Annotated in this window: 12 protein-coding genes and 1 pseudogene; 4 read left to right on the top strand and 9 right to left on the bottom strand. The window is 69.7% G+C overall.

Going from position 1 to position 19,087, the window contains the following annotated elements:
- Positions 1–429: 429 nt before the first annotated feature.
- Positions 430–3,531 (bottom strand): helicase-related protein, encoded by a 3,102-nt coding sequence (locus ACZ53N_RS17900; RefSeq protein ID WP_469141776.1) that lies wholly within the window; start codon positions 3,529–3,531, stop codon positions 430–432.
- Between the two features lie 732 nt (positions 3,532–4,263).
- The gene (locus ACZ53N_RS17895; protein WP_469141775.1) at positions 4,264–5,133 is read right to left on the bottom strand and encodes an alpha/beta fold hydrolase; all 870 of its coding nucleotides are present in this window, start codon (positions 5,131–5,133) and stop codon (positions 4,264–4,266) included.
- Between the two features lie 85 nt (positions 5,134–5,218).
- On the opposite strand from ACZ53N_RS17895, the gene ACZ53N_RS17890 reads away from it, so the two are divergent.
- Both ACZ53N_RS17890 and ACZ53N_RS17885 read left to right on the top strand, forming a co-directional pair.
- Positions 5,219–5,818, top strand: a complete 600-nt coding sequence (locus tag ACZ53N_RS17890) for a TetR/AcrR family transcriptional regulator (RefSeq protein ID WP_469141774.1) — start codon at positions 5,219–5,221, stop codon at positions 5,816–5,818.
- A gap of 375 nt (positions 5,819–6,193) precedes the next feature.
- A pseudogene (locus ACZ53N_RS17885) lies at positions 6,194–6,556 on the top strand (DUF779 domain-containing protein); the annotation flags it as partial.
- Between the two features lie 26 nt (positions 6,557–6,582).
- On the opposite strand, the gene ACZ53N_RS17880 reads toward ACZ53N_RS17885, so the two are convergent.
- From ACZ53N_RS17880 to ACZ53N_RS17865, 4 genes are all read right to left on the bottom strand, one after another.
- Positions 6,583–8,745, bottom strand: coding sequence for a putative bifunctional diguanylate cyclase/phosphodiesterase (locus ACZ53N_RS17880; protein WP_469141862.1), 2,163 nt, complete (start codon positions 8,743–8,745; stop codon positions 6,583–6,585).
- Positions 8,746–9,032: 287 nt separating this feature from the next.
- The gene (locus ACZ53N_RS17875) at positions 9,033–9,845 is read right to left on the bottom strand and encodes an SAM-dependent methyltransferase (RefSeq protein ID WP_469141773.1); all 813 of its coding nucleotides are present in this window, start codon (positions 9,843–9,845) and stop codon (positions 9,033–9,035) included.
- Between the two features lie 419 nt (positions 9,846–10,264).
- The gene (locus ACZ53N_RS17870) at positions 10,265–10,951 is read right to left on the bottom strand and encodes a GNAT family N-acetyltransferase (RefSeq protein WP_469141772.1); all 687 of its coding nucleotides are present in this window, start codon (positions 10,949–10,951) and stop codon (positions 10,265–10,267) included.
- Positions 10,952–11,098: 147 nt separating this feature from the next.
- Complete coding sequence (locus ACZ53N_RS17865) at positions 11,099–12,562, bottom strand: peptidase C39 family protein (RefSeq protein WP_469141771.1); 1,464 nt, start codon at positions 12,560–12,562, stop codon at positions 11,099–11,101.
- Positions 12,563–12,747: 185 nt separating this feature from the next.
- On the opposite strand from ACZ53N_RS17865, the gene ACZ53N_RS17860 reads away from it, so the two are divergent.
- On the top strand, positions 12,748–13,362 hold the full coding sequence (locus ACZ53N_RS17860; protein ID WP_469141770.1) for a uridine kinase family protein: 615 nt from the start codon (positions 12,748–12,750) through the stop codon (positions 13,360–13,362).
- Positions 13,363–13,882: 520 nt separating this feature from the next.
- The gene (locus ACZ53N_RS17855) at positions 13,883–15,772 is read left to right on the top strand and encodes an AAA family ATPase (protein ID WP_469141861.1); all 1,890 of its coding nucleotides are present in this window, start codon (positions 13,883–13,885) and stop codon (positions 15,770–15,772) included.
- A gap of 134 nt (positions 15,773–15,906) precedes the next feature.
- On the opposite strand, the gene ACZ53N_RS17850 is transcribed toward ACZ53N_RS17855, so the two are convergent.
- From ACZ53N_RS17850 to ACZ53N_RS17840, 3 genes are all read right to left on the bottom strand, one after another.
- Positions 15,907–17,058, bottom strand: a complete 1,152-nt coding sequence (locus ACZ53N_RS17850) for a hemolysin family protein (protein ID WP_469141769.1) — start codon at positions 17,056–17,058, stop codon at positions 15,907–15,909.
- Complete coding sequence (locus tag ACZ53N_RS17845; protein WP_469141768.1) at positions 17,055–18,401, bottom strand: hemolysin family protein; 1,347 nt, start codon at positions 18,399–18,401, stop codon at positions 17,055–17,057. The genes ACZ53N_RS17850 and ACZ53N_RS17845 overlap by 4 nt, the downstream gene beginning before the upstream one ends.
- Before the next feature lie 197 nt (positions 18,402–18,598).
- Positions 18,599–19,063, bottom strand: a complete 465-nt coding sequence (locus ACZ53N_RS17840) for a PH domain-containing protein (RefSeq protein ID WP_469141767.1) — start codon at positions 19,061–19,063, stop codon at positions 18,599–18,601.
- Between the last annotated feature and the right edge of the window lie 24 nt (positions 19,064–19,087).

Here is a 19,087-nt window from a genome sequence, read left to right as displayed (position 1 = left end):
CGTTGTGCGCCCTGCATCGTGGTAGGTACGGCTCGCCCGATGCGCCACACGTGTGGTATGTAACGAACTGCATCTGCGCCCGAGTAGTTCCGCCGCAACGGCATCGCTCATCACGGGATTTTGCGATGCTGCCGCAAGCCTTGCAGCGCCACTGGTTCGGGAACGGCTCAACGAGCACACCGCGGTGCTTGTTTAGCTCAACTACTTCGACACTGACACGAGCGCGAAGGTCGCGTTCCAGCCCGTCGTCGTTCTTGGTCACCGACCACGGTGTGATTGCGCCAAGTAGTGCCCTTCGTACTGCATCTTGGTCGAGGGTCATGGGCATTGGATCTATCCATTGTGCGACCTTCCAGATACGGCCCTCCAGGTCGGCGGTCTGCCCGGGGAGAAGGCCGAAAAGGATTTGCGACGCACCGCGCTCGACTCTCACGACCGACCTCCCCGCGAGAAGACGGGTGCCTGTTCCTCGACGTCCCGCAGAGAGCGCATCGGCCCGCCCGTGGGGAAGAGGTCGCTGACCCACTCGGCGTTGCTCGCCGGGTCATTGAGTGCCCGGTAGAATTCGCGCAGATAGCGCTCCAGGTCGCAACGGAGGTTCTCGTCGAGTGGCCCTTCAATGTCGAGCATCTCGATAAGCGCCTGCAACTCGTCCTGCTCAAGCACCGGCAGCTGACTGAAGGCTCGCCGCACCGTCATGGGTTTGGTTAGCTGGCGCATTTTCGACGCGATCGCGGCGGGTTCGTGGATGCCGTAGACTCGAGCTTGGACTAGGCCAGCGAAGGTAAGTTCCAGGACACGGCGACTCTTTGCAGTGATCGGAACGGGGTCGATCAGCCGGTTGGCATGTGCCACAAAGGATGGAAAAGTTCGGTACACGGCGGCGTCCCGCTCACGCCCGATTTTGTGCAGAACGATCACGAGCCCGGGATGAGTGCGGCCGACACGCGACGTCGTCTGGATGAACTCTGCGGTCGCCAGAGGCAGCCCGAGCATGACCAGGACGTTGAGGCGGTTCACATCAACGCCGTGAGAGAGCATCGACGAAGCTGCCACGAGGTGGAGTCGATCATAGAAGTCAGGCTCGGGGGTGACGAGCCGGTCCAAGCTAGTGCGGACCTCGTCTAGCGGAGTGCGTCCGGTGAGGGTTGCCGCATTGATCGTGCGGTCAAGCTGGAGCTGTGTGTCGAAGGACCGGGCGACGGCTTCAACGTCCTTGAGGTTGGAGCCATAGACGACGTCGACGCCATAGGCATCGACCAGGTGCGGGATCGCCGAGACGTCGATGCCCGTCAGCTTGGCGATGGCCTCGGGATTCTCGAGCGCGCTTCGGGTCAGGCGCTGCAGTGACTCGGTCAGTTGGTCTGTCGCGTACTCAAGCGTGACGCCGCGCGGGGCGAGACCCGCGAAGCGGCGAGCGAGGTCGCTGGTCGCACGCGACCAGAACGACCAGCCTGCCCGGGGCCCAGGGCGGGGAAATGTGCGCCCTCTGCGGCGATACAGTGCGCGCACCTGTTCGTCGTGGCCGGCGAGGGTTGCCGACGAGGCGATGACCTTCGGAACCGATCCGTAGTGCTGCTGCAGTGCGTCGAGAACGGCCTCGTAGTGCGAGTCGACTGCACCGAGACTGTCTCGAAGCAGGTGCAACTCATCCTGCATGCGCACGGTCGGGGCGTAGAGCGCTTCAGGTTGGGCCAGTGGCCCGGTCGCGGATTGGCAGCCGGGGAAAAGGCACCCGCCTGGGCCGGGCAAACTGCTTCGCGGCGCATATGTGAAGCCGTGCCCAATCTCCGGGCAGCGGCCAGATGGGGGGCCGTAGAAGCCTCGCATCGCTGCCTGCATCGCGATACTCGCGGCCTTGTCGAGGGTGCCCAACACCACGGTCGGGAGCGAGCGGAAGATCTCGTCATCCACGATGCGAAATGGCAGCGGTCGTCCACCCCACGGACACTCGGGTGCGATGCACGTGTGGTTGAGCGTCCAATATTTTTGATCGAAGCTCATGCGCAGGTGCTCTGAGCCGCAGAACGGGCAGCGCAACAGAATCCGGTAGCGCTCTGGCATGCCTGGGTCATTCAGATCAGGCTCTCCGGGGCGGGCGCTATTGCCGCGTTGGATGCGGTTCGGAGTGCCGCCAGCGCCGACCAAGAAGCCGAGTGAGAACTCCCGACCAGTAATGCCCTCGTCGCGGCGAACCAGTTCGGCGGCAGCCATAACGTCGGCAAAGCGCTGAGTCTGCTGCAGGGAAAGCATCCGCAGAGGGAAACGGCCCCATGAAGTGATGCCTTCCACCTTGCCGCGCATGCGATCATAAAAGGCCGTAGTCACGACATAGAGCAGGTAAGTCTCGGTCTTGCCTCCGCCCGTTGCGAACCAGAGAGTATCAACGATCGAGCGATCACCGTTAGCAGATTCGTCGACGATGGAGACAGCGTTCGCGAGTACGAAGCCGAGCTGGAAGGCGCGCCAGTCGGTGTGCGTGATCAGCGGAGAATCGGCGAATGAGCGGTTGGCGAGCATGAAACTGCGCCGCAGGTCGGCGTTGTTCTCAAGCAGGGTCAGTCCGGCGCGCAGACGCTGTAGTTCCCCTTCGAATAGAGCTGCCTCGTCGGCGGCGGTCTGCCGCATCTTGGCGTCCCACTCCTCTTCGATGGCGCGATCGTCGAGCACGTGTTCCGCCCAGTGCGTGGCACCCCATTTCTCACATGCCGCGACAAGGGAACGCAGGGAGGGGAGAGGATCAGTGGCGAGCGTTGCGAAACTCAGGTCCGGTACCGACCCGGCTCCCGGATCCCAGTAGGAAGGTCTCGGTTGATCGTAGGTCGCGGCGTCCTCGGTGCGGAACGTATCTGAGGCGACTTGAACTACACCGCCGTTGACCCCGTAGGCGGGAACCTCCCTGCTGTAGCGGAACGAGTCAGGAAGATTGTCTAGAGTGAAGGGCCGGGTTTGGCCGACACGGACCGTGAGGCGCGCTTCGTAGACGTTGGTGTCCCAGTGAGGTATCTCCTGGGGTGAGACGTTAACGAGAGTGACCACGAGCTCAGGGCCGTCTTTTCCAGCCTCCGCCTCTGCGTGGAACTCGCATGCCATGCCGTCAGCGCCAATGGCGTGAAAAGCGGCCTCGAAGTCGGCCCTACCGGAGCTCGTGGCGGCAGCACCGATGGCTGTGGGCGTCCGCAGGTCAGCTGTGATCTCGATGGGAGCGCTCTTGCGCCAACGCGTCGCGTCGGGGGCGTCGCCTCCGTCGAATTCGTTCCAGACGACGAGCCGGGCGTAGCAGGTGACCGTTCGTCCGTCGAGCACTTCAGGTCGAAGCCGCATGCCGACCTCGCAGGGCTCAAGTCGCTCACTCCGCTCGCCAAGCGGGCTATTCTGCACGACGACCTCGGGTGCGAGTCGACCGAGCCAGAGCCGACCGCTGGGGGCCACAGGCAGGGCTGTCATGTGGTCGCCACGAGCCTCGGCGACGACCCCATCAAGCATCCAGGCGATGAAGTGGGTGGCGTCGACATCGGCGAAGTGAAGCATCAGTTCTCCAGAATTCCGAGCAACGTGGCGGGGATGGGCCGCGCACCTGGTGTGACCTGTAGAAACCCGGTTCGGCTTCCTGCATGTCAGTGATCAGGAGCCTTCCCGTAGGCTTAGGGCTGGGCTCCGGCGGCCGCGATGTTGTCAATCACTCGCGGGCCAGCCCACATGGCAGGAAGTTGGCGTCGCCGCAACCGGGCTTCGCACCACCAGGATGGCCTCATTCTCGATCCCCCCACGCAGTCGGACTGACCCACGTTGCAGTAACCCATGTCGATCTACGATTCGCCCTCTGCACCTCGACGTGGCGTCGAAATGCAGCATAGCGCTGCAGCGATCAAGACATGAGCTCTTTCAGGACCCCCGATCTGAGAGCTACCTACTGCGCGAGGTTGGCGTAGCGGCTTTGGGCTGGAGTTGCCATGGGGGCGAATGATCATGGCCTCGTAAGCTTTCGGCGCGTCGGGCAGCCTGTGGACCTGCCCGTTAAAGCACGACGGTGCGGATCGAGGAACTCCCACTGCCCGTAGGCAAGTTATTTGCGTGTCACAGCCAGTTTCCTACAGGGGCCGCCCCAGCACAGGCACGGTACCCGAGGATGATCACCACCCCACACAGCCCCCAGTAGCGCTCCCGAGCGTAGATGCGACTCACGCAACACCGACCGCCTCAGCGACCGCAAGGCAGTCACCCGTCTCCAGGCGGCACCACAGAGGCGGTGCCCGGTAGGTACTACCTGCCCTCGGACGATGCGCCGGCAGAAGGAGCCGCGCCGGTCTGATGCAGGAAGTCCCGGAGGGCGGCGGCGAGTTCCTCGGGCTGGTCCTCGGGGACGAGGGTGGATGAGTCGGTGATTTCGACCAGCCGACCCTTCGGGTACAGCTCGGCCAGCCGGGAGCCGTGCTCTCGCGGCATCAACGGGTCCTCGGTGGCCCAGACGACCAGGACCGGACGGTCGAAACCACTCAGCTGCCGACTCCAGTCCAGCAGCGTCCCGCGGTCGGGGGCAGAGGTGGCGAACTTGGCGAAGTCCCTGCGGATGCCCTTGCTCCGGGTGGCCGGAGCGAACCAGTTCTTCATGATCTCGTCCGGGATGCCGCGACGGCTCATCCCGCCGTATCCCTTGGGGTGGGACCGGACGGCGGGGATGCGCATCAGCTGGGTCAGGAGCCGGGGGCCGCCGGGGATCCGGCACACGGCGGCCAGTGCCTTGGCCGGTCCCGGGGGATAGTTGTCGAACGCCTCGCAGGCCACCAGCACCAGCCGCGCGACCCTACGGCCTTGCTCCTCCAGGACGAGGAACTGGCCGCCACCCCAGTCGTTGAGGACGAGGGTCACATCGTCCAGCCCCAACCGCTCGATGAACCCGCCCAGTAGTCGTGCGACACCGCGGTGGGAGAGATCGGCGCCGGGATCCATCGGCCGGCGGTGACCTCCCATGGGCAGCGTCGGCAGGATGCACCGGTACCCGTCCAGCAGGGGCACCACCTTGCGCCACTGCGCACCGTCCATCGGTACGCCGTGGCCGAACACGAGCACCGGCCCGTTCCCCCCGGTGTCCTGGTAGTCGATCGGCCCGGCTGACAACTCTATTTCCGGCATCGAACCCCCTTGATAGATTGTTCTACTGGAAGGTAGCGGAGGCGGGGCGGCAGCGCCAAGGACGTGGTACGAAAAGGGAGTTGTCATGCGACAGGACGAGCCGGACACGCGAACCAGGATCCAGAGTGCCGCCACCATGCTCTTTCGCCGCGCCGGCTACCCGGGCACCGGTCTGAAACGGATCGCGGCGGAAGCCGACGCGCCCTTCGGTTCGATCTACCACTTCTTCCCCGGCGGCAAGCAGCAACTGGCCGAGGAGGCGCTCCGCACGGCCGGCGCCGAGTACGGCCGCATGGTGCTGGCGCTGCTGGACAGCGTCCCGGACCCCGTCGAGTCCGTCATGCACGCCTTCGAGACGGCCGCCGAGAACCTTGTTGCGACGGGGTATGCCGATGCCTGCCCGATCGCGACGGTCGCATTGGAGGTGGCCGGCACCGACGAAGTCCTACGAGTTGCGACAGCGGAGGTGTTCGCCGAGTGGGTGAGCGCAGGTGGGCAGTGGTTCGCCCGGTGGGTGCCCGATCCTGACGAGGCACGGTCACTTGCCTATGCACTGATCATCAACCTGGAGGGAGCGTTCATGCTCTCCCGAACCGCCCGAGACCCGGAACCACTGCGCGTGGCCGGCCGCTCGATGGCCGCATCGCTGCGCGCAGCGATCACCCGGGGCGGCAAGGACTGCTGACAGCCGACCCGCTAAGCCGTAGGCCGCGCGCGCCCGCATTTCGCACACAAGGCAGTCCCCGGCAGTCCATCTCCATCCCCTGAGTTCCAGCCGTCGCTGAACGCTCCGGGATCGGCAGGACCTGCCGGGGGCCTGGCCAGAGCCAACAAGTGGTCACGCTCGTCGGTGAACGTCTTCGCCGACGGTGCGGCTCGCTCTGGTTTTCTGGTGTATTCGCTATTTTCCTCCCTATTTAACCCAAGTCAAGGGGTAGCCCTCACCTTCCTGCCCCTGGCGATCAGCGCGGCGTCCGGGGCAGGCTGTCGGGGTGCCCGGCGGGGGTCGGGCCGGTCGGAGGAGGGGTGCACGATGAGCTCGATACGCCCGACGGGGTCCATGGACACCGGCGTCTCCCGGATCGCGCTCACGCCCGGCGCGGCACGGTTGCTGCGGCGGCTGAGCGCCGAGCACGGGCCGCTGATGTTCCACCAGTCCGGGGGGTGTTGTGACGGCAGTTCGCCGATGTGTTACCCGCGGGGAGAGTTCCGTACGGGTGCGTCCGATGTGCTGCTCGCGGAGTTGGACGTCGAGGGGGTCGCGGAGGCGGTCGGATTCTGGATGTCGGCCGACCAGTTCGAGCGGTGGCGCCACACCCACCTCACGGTGGATGTGGTGCCCGGGCGCGGCAGCGGGTTCTCGCTCGAGGCCCCCGAAGGGGTGCGGTTTCTGATCCGGTCGCGGTTGCTGACCGATGAGGAGACCCGGTTACTGGAGAAGCGGGGCCCTCACGTGGTCGCGTCCACGTGCGAGAGCGTGTGGAGGCGTTCCGGCGGGCCGGGGCGGGCGTAGTACCAGCCCTGCGCGGTGTCGCAACCGAGTAACCGGAGGTGGTCGGCCTGTATCCCGGTTTCCACGCCCTCGACCGTGACCGACAGATCGAGGGTGTGGGCGAGCGAGACGATGCCCTCCACGATCTTCACGTCGACCGGGTCCGCGGGTGAGCACTGCATGCCGCGGGTGAACGAGCGGTCCAGCTTGAGCGTGCTGACGGGGAGTCGGCGCAGGTAGGAGAGGTTGGAGTAGCCCGTGCCGAAGTCGTCGAGGGCAATGTCCACGCCCATGTCGGCGAGTTGGCGCAAGGGGCGCAGCTCCTCCTCGTCGGCGCCGATCAGTGCGTTCTCGGTGACCTCCAGGCAGAGGGCCGAGGGGTCCAGACCGGCGTTCTTCAGGACCGCGACCGTGTCGGGGACGAGCGAGGGGTAGCGGAGCTGGGACGGGGAGAGGTTGACGTTGACCCGCATCGGGCCCCGGCACATGCCCTCGCTGCGCCAGGCGCGGGCCTGTCGGGCGGCTTCCTCCAGCACCCAGCGGCCGAGGGGCACGATGAGGCCGGTGCTCTCGGCGAGCGGGATGAACTGGTCCGGGCCGAGGACCCCGTGCAGGGGGTGCAACCAGCGGACGAGCGCCTCCGCGCCGCGTACGGTGCCGTCGGTGAGCCGTACCAGCGGCTGGTACTCGATGAAGAACTCACCGTTGTCGAGCGCCGCCGGCAGGCAGTTGGTGAGGCTGTGCCGGGCGATGACGCGGGCGTCGGAGTCGGCGTCGGCGAGCTCGTAGCGGTTGCCACCGGCGGCCTTGGCCCGGTACATGGTGATGTCGGCGCTGCGCAGCACCTCCGCGGCGCCCAGCTCACCGGCCGGCCCGTCGACGATGCCTATGCTCGCCCGTACGGACAGGTCGCGGCCGTCGATGGTCACGGGCTCGTCGAGGGCGGCCAGCATCCGGCGGGCGAGGGCCGTCACGTCGCTCTGCGCGGCGGGGCCGGTGACCAGGGCCACGAATTCGTCGCCACCGAGACGGGCGACGAGTTCGTCCGGCTCGGTGGCGCAGGAGCGCAGCCGTTCGGCGACGGCGAGGAGCAGTCGGTCGCCGACCGCGTGGCCGAGGCTGTCGTTGACGGCCTTGAAGCCGTCGAGGTCGAGGTAGCACAGGCCGAAGCGGGCGCCCTCGCCGCCGGGTTCGAGGGCCCGGTCGAGGCGCTCGAAGAACAGGGTGCGGTTGGGCAGGCCGGTGAGGGCGTCGTGCGTGGCCTCGTAGCGCAGCCGTTCGTGCAGCACGCGGCGCTCGGTGATGTCCTCCAGGAGCGCGAGCTGGTACTGGGGCTCGCCCGCGGCGTCACGGAGCAGGGAGACCGTGAGGTCGGTCCACAGAACGCTGCCGTCGGTGCGGTAGTACGGCTTCTCGACGCGGAACTGGTCGCGGTCGCCGCGGACCAGTTCCCGGTACAGGCCCCAGACCTCAGGCGAGTCGTCGGGGTGCACCATCTCACCGACGTTGCGGCCCTTCACATGGTGCTCCATGCTGCCGAACATCCTGGTGAGGGCTTCGTTGACGTCCGTGATGCGGCCCTTGACGTCGGCGATGCCGACACCGATGGCCGCGCCCTCGAACACCGCGCGGAACCGGGCCTCGCTCGTGTGCAGGGCCCGCTCGGTTTCGGCCGCCGCGGCGAGCGCGGCGCGGGAGATCGCCTCCTGCTCGACGCGGGTGCGCTCACGCAGGGAGCGGGCGAAGCCGGCGGCCACGGCGTGCTGGAGGCGGGAGCAGCGGGCGCGGCTCTCCTCGGCGGGCATGGCGTCGTCGGGCGGGCAGTACAGCACCAGATAGGCGTCGATGACATTGAGGATCAGCGGGAGGGCATCGGGGTCGGTGCAGTGCGCCTGGATCAGGGCGACACCCACCTCGGCGGCGGGCCGCGGGTCGAAGGGCTGCGCGTGCAGGGTCTCACTGAGCCGGCCCGCGAGCGGGACGAGGTAGTCCTCGAACTCGGCGCGTGTCATGGACGTCGTCGTGGCCGGGTAGACGGCCCGGCTCCAGATCGCCGCGAACCGCCGCAGACGGTCGTCCCTCGCGGCGACGTCCCCGGACCGGGTCGCGTCGCCGACCACCGCGTCGTCGCCGGGCACGGCGGCGCCTGGCGAACGCACGAACCCCGCGCCCCCGTTCCCGCTTCCGCTTCCGTCAGGTTGTGCCCCGATGCCGCCCTCCCACGTCCCGCCCCCGCCGGACCTGCCCGTCGTACCGCCTGTTGCCCTGTCCATCGTCCTGTTCACGGCCTTATCCACGGCTATGTCCATGGTCTCGTCCAGGGCCGTCTTCCCCGCCCCGGTACGAACCTGCGTACCGCTTCTCCCCGCGCCGCCCCCGACCGGCGTTCTGACGCCCGGCGTCATGGTCACGGTTTGCGCCCCACTCCCGCGTAACCGGCACAGTCGGCCGAGTCGTCGTCCGCGTCGGGCCGCCAGGCCGAGATGGGCACGAGGCCCGGCTCGAGCAGCTCGAACCCTTCGAAGAACCGCGCCACGCCCCCCTTCGAGCGCATCAGCAGCGGGGAGCCGACCCTGCGGTAGACACCCTGCACCTCTTCCCCCTCTTCCCCCTCTTCCGGCTTCATCGGACCCTCGTCGGTCGACGCGTGGGTCAGGACCAGCAGACTGCCCGGCGCGAGCGCGTCACGGAGCTCGGCCACCGCCTTCCAGGGCTCGTCCCGGTCCTCCATGAAGTGGAGCACGGCGACGAGCAGCAACGCGACCGGCCGACGCAGGTCCAGGAGCCGGGCCACCTCGTCGGCGGCCAGGATGTCATGCGGTGTCCGCAGGTCGGCGGCGACGATATCGGTCCGCTGGTCCCCCGCCAGCACGGCCCGGCTGTGCGCGACGGCGACCGGGTCGTGGTCGACGTACACGACCCGTGCTTCGGGGGCCGCGGCCCGCGCTATCTCATGGACGTTGCCGAACGTCGGTATGCCGGAGCCGATGTCGAGGAACTGCGTCACGCCCTGGTCGACCGCGTACCGCACGGCGCGTCGCATGAAGGCCCGGTTGGCCTGCATGATCTTCGGCAGCCCCGGAAAAGCCTCGATGGCCCGTCGCCCGGCCTCACGGTCGACCTCGAAGTTGTGCGAGCCGCCCAGGTAGTAGTCGTAGATGCGGGACACGCTCGGCACAGACAGGTCGATGCCATGAGGGGCCCAGAGTGGACGGTCCATCAGTCTGTCTCTCCAGCTCATCGCAGGGGTCTTGAGCAGAGGCTACTGATCGTTCGTTCGAATGGAAGAAGCAAGCGGAAATCGGCGGTCCGCATTCGGCCACCGCTTTCCCGCACCCCCTGCGGGTGCGTCCTCGAAGGTCGCGCGAAACCACCCACACGCGTGACATGCGTCTCCCCCATCGGGTGTTCTCCACACGGCCCACAGGCCCTCGGCATCACTGATCAGTGCATCGGTGTGCGTGATCCATCACGTTATGAACCACTTCATCGACCACATCACCCAAATGATCATATGAAGGGGCGAGGTGACAGGCGTGCGGGGGTACCCCGAAGCCGGACCCGGGCGGGGCGGCCGCGCCGATACCCCGACCGGGGGGCCTGCGGCCGGCCGCCCGGCCGGGGACGCGCACCCGACTGTCAGCCGCGCGGCTCCCGCCACATCGGCCACATCGGCGGGCCGCCCGGCAGATCGACGGTCCTGCCCGTGAAGACGAAGCCGTGGCGCTCGTACAGCGCCTTGCTCCGCACGTTGCTCGCCTCCAGATACGCGGGCATGCCCTCCCGGTCGCACCGCTCGAGTACGGCCTCGAGGAGCGCGCTGCCCCGCCCCTCGCCCGTGCGGCCGGGGGCGGCGACGATGTTCGGCAGGTAGTAGTGCGACCGGTCCGTCGGGTGGGCGAGCGCCGTCAGTTCGCCCACGATCCGGGTGCGCTCGTTGCCCGGGTCCGCGGCCGCCAGCGCCTCGGTCATCTCGTCGTGGCCGTCGTCCTCGCCACCGCCGGAACCAGCACCGTCACCGGAACCACCTTCGGCACCGGAACCGGCACCCGCCCCCTCCCCCACCATCATCGGCAGCCACAGCGCCGTCGCCGAGTGGTCCTCCATCACATCGACCCAGCCGTCGCGCAGCGCCGCGTCCAGGAACACGCCGAAGAAGCGCGGGTGGACGGCCCGCCGGTGCTCCTCGTCCGGGAAGACCCAGCAGCTGACCGGGTCCGCCATGAACGCCTCGCCCAGCAACCGGGCTATCTCCTCCCTCTCCTCCTTCCGGGCCCGACGGATTCCCGGCAAGACGCCCGGCAGGACAGTGGTGACCCGACTCATGGTTGCGTTCCCCTCCAGCACCGTATGAATGAAGTGACGCCTGCGATACGGGTGGTGCCGTGATACGCATGCGTCGCGACGATCGTACGGACGCCCAAATGCCGGCGTCGGCGGGGTAGCCCTCCAGGAGCCTTAGGCAACTCGCCCTCAGCGAATGCCCAGTTCAGCCAGTGCCGCGAGCTGCCGTGCCACCGGGCGCGTCGGGAAATAGAGGTAACAGACGCCGCCCGAGCCGCTCCTGACCTGGCCCTGCGCGTTGTAGCGCTTGGTCCTCAGCCAGATGTTCTCGAACTGACGTCGTTTGTAGACGCGTTGGACCGCCGCGTTCGACGGGCTCGCCGGGTCATTGGCGATCACGTCACCCGCCTCGGTGAAGCCGACGACGCACATCAGATGACCCGCCGTGCCGTACCCCGCGCCGTCGAGCTCGGAGGCCAGGAAGGACTGGGAGGTGATCACGGGGATCCGTGCGCGGATCAGCTTCTCGACGTCGCGCAGCGACCCCAGCCGGGTGACCAGGCCCTGCATATCGCGGTACGTGGCGGCATACGCGGCGTTGAAGGGCCAGTTGCCGCACCCCGCGTACTGGTAGTCGTAGGTGAAGCGGGCCGCGTGGCAGATCTGCGGGTCCTCGTAGGCGGGGTCCACCCAGGCGAGGTCCTCGGCGGTGGGCTCCCGTCCCCAGTACTCGAGGACCATCTGCGAGGAGGTCGGGCTGCACCACGCCTCGCCGCCGTTGTCGTACTCGGGGTACTGCCCCTTGTGGATCTCCTGCGAGTAGCGCGGCACGGCCAGCGTCCGCCCCGCCCCCTCCCCCGGCCGTGAGGCGGGCACCGTGAAGCGGTCGGGGATGTCGGAGCCCATCGCGCCGAGCCGCCAGACCGTCGGGGTGAGGCCGGTGCCCGGCTTGCGGTGGAGGGTGAGGCGGAGTTCGTAGGAGGTGAAGCGCAGCCCGCTCTCGGGCTTGTCGATGGCGAGGGTGTCGGTGGAGACGTTGCTCCTGCCGTCGCCCTGTCCGTCGACGGAGGTGCGCCGGATGTCGCCGGAGGCGTCGGAGGAGGTCCACCGGCCGAGGACGTACCAGGGGGTCGTCGTGGCGTCGGTGTACGTACCGCGCAGCTCGACCTGGAGCCAGGTGCCGGCGGGGGTGCGGGCGTTCCAGGACGCGACGAGTTCGGTCGCGGGCGTGGGCAGGACGCGGACCGGGGCGGTCCACGTGGCGTACTCCCAGGTGGCCGTGGTGCGGGTGTGCGGGTCGGTGTACTCGAAGGTGCCGACGGGACGGTCGATGACCACGCCGGGGCGGGTCCACGGCCGGACCCGGGTGCCCGCGGCTCTGCCGCGCCGCCAGTCGGCGAGGGTCGTCCAGGCGTGGTAGTCGACGGAGGGCGCCCCGGCCCGGGAGCCGTCTCCGGGTGCGGCCGCGAACGCGGGGTTGACGACCGTGAACGAGGACACGGCCGCGACCGTCGCGGCCGCCGCGGCCCCGAGGGCGGCTGCGAGCACGCTGCGGCGCGGGGCGGGAGAGGCGGGCAGGGTGGGAGGGGCGGGTGAGCCGGGTGAGGTCGGGGGCTGATCGGCGGACGCGGGTCTGCTGGGCTTCGGCGACATGGGCCAGTGATTCCCCGTGGGGCGCGTCCCCAATACCGCGAGCCGGTTCCGCTGTGCGCGAGCCCTGGCCGTGACGCACGAGCCCTGACCGTGGCACGCGAGCCCTGGCCGTGGCACGCGAGCCCTGACCGTGACGCCCAAGCCGCGGCCGCGCCCCGATGCCCCGGCCACCCTAGGGTGGTCCGGTGAACGATCCTCTCCGCCCCGGCCCGCACACCCCGCCCGCGCTCGACGCGCTGGCCCGCCGACTCCGGGCACTGCCGCCGTCCGTCGGGCCGGTGCGGCTCGTCGCCGTGGACGGACACGCGGGGTCGGGGAAGACCACCTTCAGCGCCCGGCTCGCGGCGGCGCTGGGCGGTGCCCCCGTACTGCATCTGGACGATCTCGCCACTCACGAGGAGCTCTTCGACTGGTCCGACCGGCTGGACGCATGGATTCTGGCTCCCCTCTCCCGCGGGGAGACCGCCCGCTATCGCACCTACGACTGGGTCGCACGGCGGTTCGCGGGCGAGCGCGAGCTGGCCGCGGCGCCGGTCGTGATCGTCGAGGGGGTCGGGGCGGGACGCCGGGCGCTGCGGCCGTATCTGGCGTGCCTGATGTGGATGGAGTTGACGGATGTGAGCTCCTGGGAGCGGGGTCAACTTCGCGACGGCCCGGGCATGTCCACATTCTGGGACGGCTGGAAGCGAGCGGAGCGCGAACATTTCACGGCCGACCCCACGCGCCCGTATGCGGAACTCCTGGTGCACCAGCGCCTGGAGGGATACGAGGTGCTGCCGGGGCCCCATGGATCCCCTTGAGCTCCCCCGATCGTTACCGTCCGTGACCATTGGCGGTCACCTTGCCCGTCACCCCCGGCCGATCCCCGCCGAGTGCCTCAACTTCGCTTGACCGAGGGGGCGTACAGGACTTACGTTCTCAATGTGCGGCCCACGCAGGCCGCCTGCGGACGCGAGGCCCCCGGTTGTTCCCCCGTGATCGGGGGCTTCGTACCACCTCCACCCTTGCGATTTGGGCGTTTTGCGCCATCGTTCGCTCGCCATGCGTCACCCTGAGTGACCGCATTCCGGACCGCTTCCCGGCCCCGGCCCCTGTAGGCCCTTCACCGCGGGATCGCTTTCACGCCGCGATCATGCCGCGATCGGCGGTGCGCCACCCTTCGGCCGATGCCGCCTGCGCAGGTACGATGCGAGTCGGTGCACCTATCGGCGGGTGCACTGGCACACTGGTCAACTCCCGTCCACAGCAGAGCGGTTCGGAAAGGCGCGCCAGGTACTCGCCCGGCAGCACGCTACGGGGGAACGGTTTGTGGGGGACGTGATGGATTTCGGCATGCAGGGCCCACCCGCCCCGGCCGATCTCGCCTGGCTGCGCGCCGTCGACGCCTACACGATGGGCGCCTACGCGCAGGCCGAGGAGGAGTTCCGGGCCGCGGTCCACGCCGACCCGGGGATGGCCGACGCCTGGCTCGGCCTGCACGCGCTGCGCGCCGACACCACCACGGCGCTGCTGCGCATGTACCGCCACCGGGACCGGTTCGGCGAGCAGCGCGCCCGCCACCGGCGCACTCTCAACTCCTGGTACTGGCTCGGCTGGTGGGTCCAGCCCGTGCTGGAGAGCGGCCGTGATCTGCTGCTCGCGCACGCCTCGCACTGGCTCGACGGCCGCCATGTGCCGGAGCTGGACCGGGCGCTGGCCGGCTGTCCGCCGGTCGAGGCGGACCCGCAGGTGCGCTTCCTGCACGCCTGCCGCGCCTATCTGGTCAAGGACTGGGAGCAGCTCGTACGGCACACCGAGCCGCTGCTGGGCGACCCGCTGCTGGGTATCGAGGCGGGGCTGTTCGGCGGCATGGCCCGGGTCCGGCTGGAGATGTTCGGGCAGGCGGAGCCTTTGTTGTCCGCCGCGCTGATGCGCTGCCGCAGCGAGCAGCCGCAGCGCAAGGAGCTGCGTTACTGGCTGGCCCGCGCCCACGAGGGAACCGGGCGCAGCGCCGCCGCCCTGCCCCTCTACCGGGCCGTGCACCGGGTGGACCCCTCCTTCATGGACACCTCGGCGCGACTCACCGCCATCGCGGACGGGAACGGTCTGGACGATCACAACGACCTCGCCCCGGTGCCGCTGGGGAGCTCGGGCCAGGACCCCGTCGATCCTCCCGGCGACCCCGATCTGCTGGCCGACCCCGACACCCTCGACGGGCGCGACGTCCTGACCGGCACGGACCCGGAGACCACCGGCACCGCGCCGGTCGACGCCGACGGCGTGCGCGAGAAGATCCGCATTCCGGCCCAGCCCACCACCCAGCCGCTGCCCGGCCGCTCCGACCCCGTCCTGCTGGCGAAGGCGCTGGCCGAGCTGGAGCGGATGGTGGGGCTGGAGCCGGTCAAGCGGCAGGTGCGGGCGCTCTCCGCGCAGCTGCACATGGCGCGGTTGCGTGCCGGTCAGGGGCTGCCCGTGCAGCCTCCCAAGCGTCATTTCGTCTTCTCCGGTCCTTCGGGCACCGGCAAGACCACGGTCGCCCGGATTCTCGGCCGGGTATTCTACGCCCTCGGGCTGCTGGGCGGTGACCATCTGGTCGAGGCGCAGCGCGCCGACCTGGTGGGTGAGTTTCTGGGCCAGACGGCGGTCAAGGCCAACGAGTTGATCGACTCGGCGCTCGGCGGGGTGCTGTTCGTCGACGAGGCGTACAGCCTGTCCAACTCGGGCTACAGCAAGGGCGACGCGTACGGCGACGAGGCGTTGCAGGTGCTGCTCAAGCGCGCCGAGGACAACCGCGACCGGCTGGTGGTGATCCTGGCGGGTTACCCGGAGGGCATGGACCGGCTGCTGGCCGCCAATCCGGGGCTGGGTTCCCGCTTCACCACCCGGGTGGACTTCCCCAGCTATCGCCCGTTGGAGCTGACCCGCATCGGCGAGGTGCTGGCCGGGGAGAACGGCGACAAGTGGGACGAGGAGGCCCTGGAGGAGCTGCGCAGCATCAGCGGCCACGTGGTCGCCCAGGGCTGGATCGACGAGCTGGGCAACGGCCGTTTCCTGCGCACCCTGTACGAGAAGAGCTGTGCCTACCGCGATCTGCGGCTGTCGGGCTACGCGGGCACGCCGACCCGGGGCGACCTCGCCACGTTGCGGCTGCCGGATCTGATGCAGGCGTACGGCGAGGTCCTGTCGGGCCGCGGGCCGATGACCCGTGACCCGCAGGACCCGCCGCCGTGACGCCGGGCGCTCGGCCGTGTCCGGCGGATCTTCGGACGGGCGCGTCCTCAGCGCTGGACGGGCTGCCGCGCCGTGTCCTCAAGCGCTGGACGGGCTCGGCCGCAACCAGCCCGTCCAGCGCTTGAGGACGAGTCTCACCCTGCCATCGCGTCCCGTTCCGTCGGCACGGGGGCCGGGGCCTCCACCGGGACGGCGGCCGCCGCGCGGGGGCGGTTCAGCCGGGTGCCGGGCGGGGCTTCGGCCGGGCGCGGGGACGCCCTCCGGTGCGCGGGGTCACGGACCTCGCCGACCAGCATCTCCAGCACGTCCTCCAACGCGACCACGCCCAGCACCCGCCCGGAGGCATCGGTGACCGCCGCCAGGTGCGAGGCCGCCCGGCGCATCACGGTCAGCGCGTCGTCCAGGGGCAGCTCGGCCCGCAGGGTCTCGACGCGCCGCCAGACGTGCTGGGGCACGGCCCGCTCCCGGTCCTCCAGGTCCAGGACGTCCTTCACGTGCAGGTATCCCATGAAGGCGCCGCCGGGCGCGCGCACCGGGAAACGGGAGTAGCCGGTCCGTACGGTCAGCTCCTCGATCTGCCGGGGGGTGACCGTCGGGGCGACGGTGACCAGGGTGGCCGGGTCCAGGAGGACGTCGGTGACCGGGCGGCTGCCCAGTTCCAGGGCGTCCTCCAGGCGCTCCTGCTCGGCCGGTTCGAGGAGCCCGGCCTGCCGGGAGTCCTCTACCAAATGGGTGAGCTGCTCGCTGGTGAAGACCGCCTCCACCTCGTCCTTGGGCTCGACGCGGAAGAGCCGGAGCACCCCGTGCGCGCACGCGCCGAGGAGGGCGGTGACCGGCCGGCAGAGCCGGGCGAAGGTCACGAGACCCGGCCCCAGCCACAGGGCCGCCCGGTCGGGGGCCGACATGGCCAGGTTCTTCGGCACCATCTCGCCGATCACCAGGTGCAGGAAGACCACCGAGGCCAAAGCGATGACGTAGCCCAGTGGGTGGATCAGCCCCTCGGGCAGTCCCACGGCGTGGAAGAGGGGCTCCAGCAGCTTCGCGACGGTCGGTTCGGCGACCGCGCCGAGCGTCAGCGAGCAGACGGTGATGCCGAACTGGGCCGCGGCCATCATCTGCGGCAGGTTCTCGAGCCCGGTCAGGACCGTACGGGCCCGGGCGGAGCCCTCGGCGGCACGGGGTTCGATCTGGCTGCGGCGTACGGAGACGAGCGCGAACTCGGCACCGACGAAGAAGCCGTTGGCCAGCACCAGCAGGACGGCGAAGAGGAGTTGCAGCACGCTCATCGCGATTCCCCCTGCGGCGCGGGCACCGCGGCGGTGCGCACGATCCGGACCCGCTCGGCGCGGTGGTGCCCGACCTGGCGCACCGAGAGCCGCCAGCCGGGCAGCTCGGCGGTGTCCCCGGGGGCGGGGATGCGGCCCAGCAGGTCGGCGACGAGTCCGGCAACGGTCTCGTACGGGCCGTCGGGCGCCTCCAGGCCGATGCGGCGCAGGGTGTCGACCCGGCAGCCGCCGTCGGCGTCCCACGCGGACCGGCCGTCGTCGCAGGGGACGGGCGCCAGTTCCGGAAGGTGGGCGTCCGCGTGGTCGTGCTCGTCACGGACCTCGCCGACCAGTTCCTCGACGATGTCCTCCAGGGTCACCACACCGGCCGTGCCGCCGTATTCGTCGACGACGACGGCTATCGGCTGTTCGCTGCGCAGCTGCTCCAGCAGCGGCTGCACGGGCAGCGTCCCGGGGACCAGCATGGGGGCCACCGCGATCCGTCCGACCGGGGTGCGCAGCCGGTCGTGGCCGGGCACCGCGAGGGCGTCCTTGAGGTGGACCATGCCGACGACCTCGTCCAGGCGCTCGCGGTAGACCGGGAAGCGGGAGAGGCCGGTGGCGCGGGTGAGGTTGAGGACGTCCTCGGCGGTCGCCGAGGACTGGAGGGCGCTGACCTTCACCCGGGGCGTCATGACGTGCTGCGCGGTCAGGTCGCCGAGGGAGAGGGTCCGGACGAACAGGTCGGCCGTGTCCTGCTCCAGGGTGCCGGCCCGGGCCGAGTGCCGGGCGAGCGAGACGAGTTCGCCGGGGGTGCGGGCGGAGGCCAGCTCTTCGGCGGGCTCCACCCCCAAGGCCCGCACGAGCCGGTTGGCGACGGTGTTGAGGAGGGTGATCACGGGCCGGAAGAAGTGGGCGAAGGCGCTCTGCGGGCCGACGACGAAGCGCGCGACCTGCAGCGGCCTGGAGACCGCCCAGTTCTTGGGCACCAGCTCGCCGATGACCATCTGCACGGCGGAGGCCACCAGCATGCCGATCACGACGGCGACGCCCGGGGCGGCGCCGTGCGGCAGGCCCGCCGCGCCGAGCGGGCCGGTGAGCAGATGGCCGAGGGCGGGCTCCGCGAGCATGCCGACCACCAAGGAGGTGATGGTGATGCCCAGTTGGGTGCCCGAGAGCTGGAAGGACAGCTCCCGCAGGGCCCCGACCACGGAACGGGCCCGGCGGTCGCCCTCGGCGGCGGCCCGTTCGGCCGCGGGCTTGTCGACGGTCACCAGACCGAACTCGGCGGCGACGAAGAAGCCGTTCGCGAGGATGAGGAGCAGTGCCGCCGCGAGCAGCAGCAATGACACGGTGATACTCATGACGCCGCCTCGCGGTGGGGGGCGGCGCAGGTACTACAGGACGATCCGTCCATCGCCGGAGGGATTCACTCCTTGGTTCGCAGGTGCTCCCGCGCGTGCCGCGCGGGGAACGCGGCCGCTTCGGTGCGGGGCGGGGCAGGTCGTGCCCGTGACACCAGAGTAATCAAGGAGTCCCCGACGGGGGCGGGCAACCACCCTCAGGTCGCGGAGGTGCCGGTTCCGAATGTCTCGGCGAGGGCCCGGAGGGCGCGGGCGTCGGCGATCGCCTGTGCCTTGGAGACGCCCGGCTGGATGCCCATGGCCGGCAGGCTGGTGCCGTCGGCGAGGTCCAGATGGACCCAGGCGTCACCGGCACGCAGATTGACCCGGACGATCTCCGCCCAGGCCAGCCGGCGCTTCGTCGTCAGGTTCACGACCGTCACCCCGTCGCGCGTGGCGACCACCTTGGGGCGGCTGAGCAGCGCGAGGACGCCGAAGACCAGCAGCCCGGTGCCGATGAAGGACGCCCGGTCCCCCGGGTTCAGCGTCGGCAGCGCCAGTGACATCACCGTGAGCACGGCGAGCAGGGCGGCGCCGATGCTGAGCAGCACGATCCGGGTGCGGGTCGGGCGGAAGGTGACCGGCAGGTCCGGCAGGCCGGTCGGGGGTACGGGGGAAGGCACGGCGTACGTTCTTTCGCGGTCGGG

This window comes from Streptomyces sp. NPDC033229 (assembly GCF_055576875.1).
This window is presented reverse-complemented; position numbering and strand designations above follow the sequence as displayed.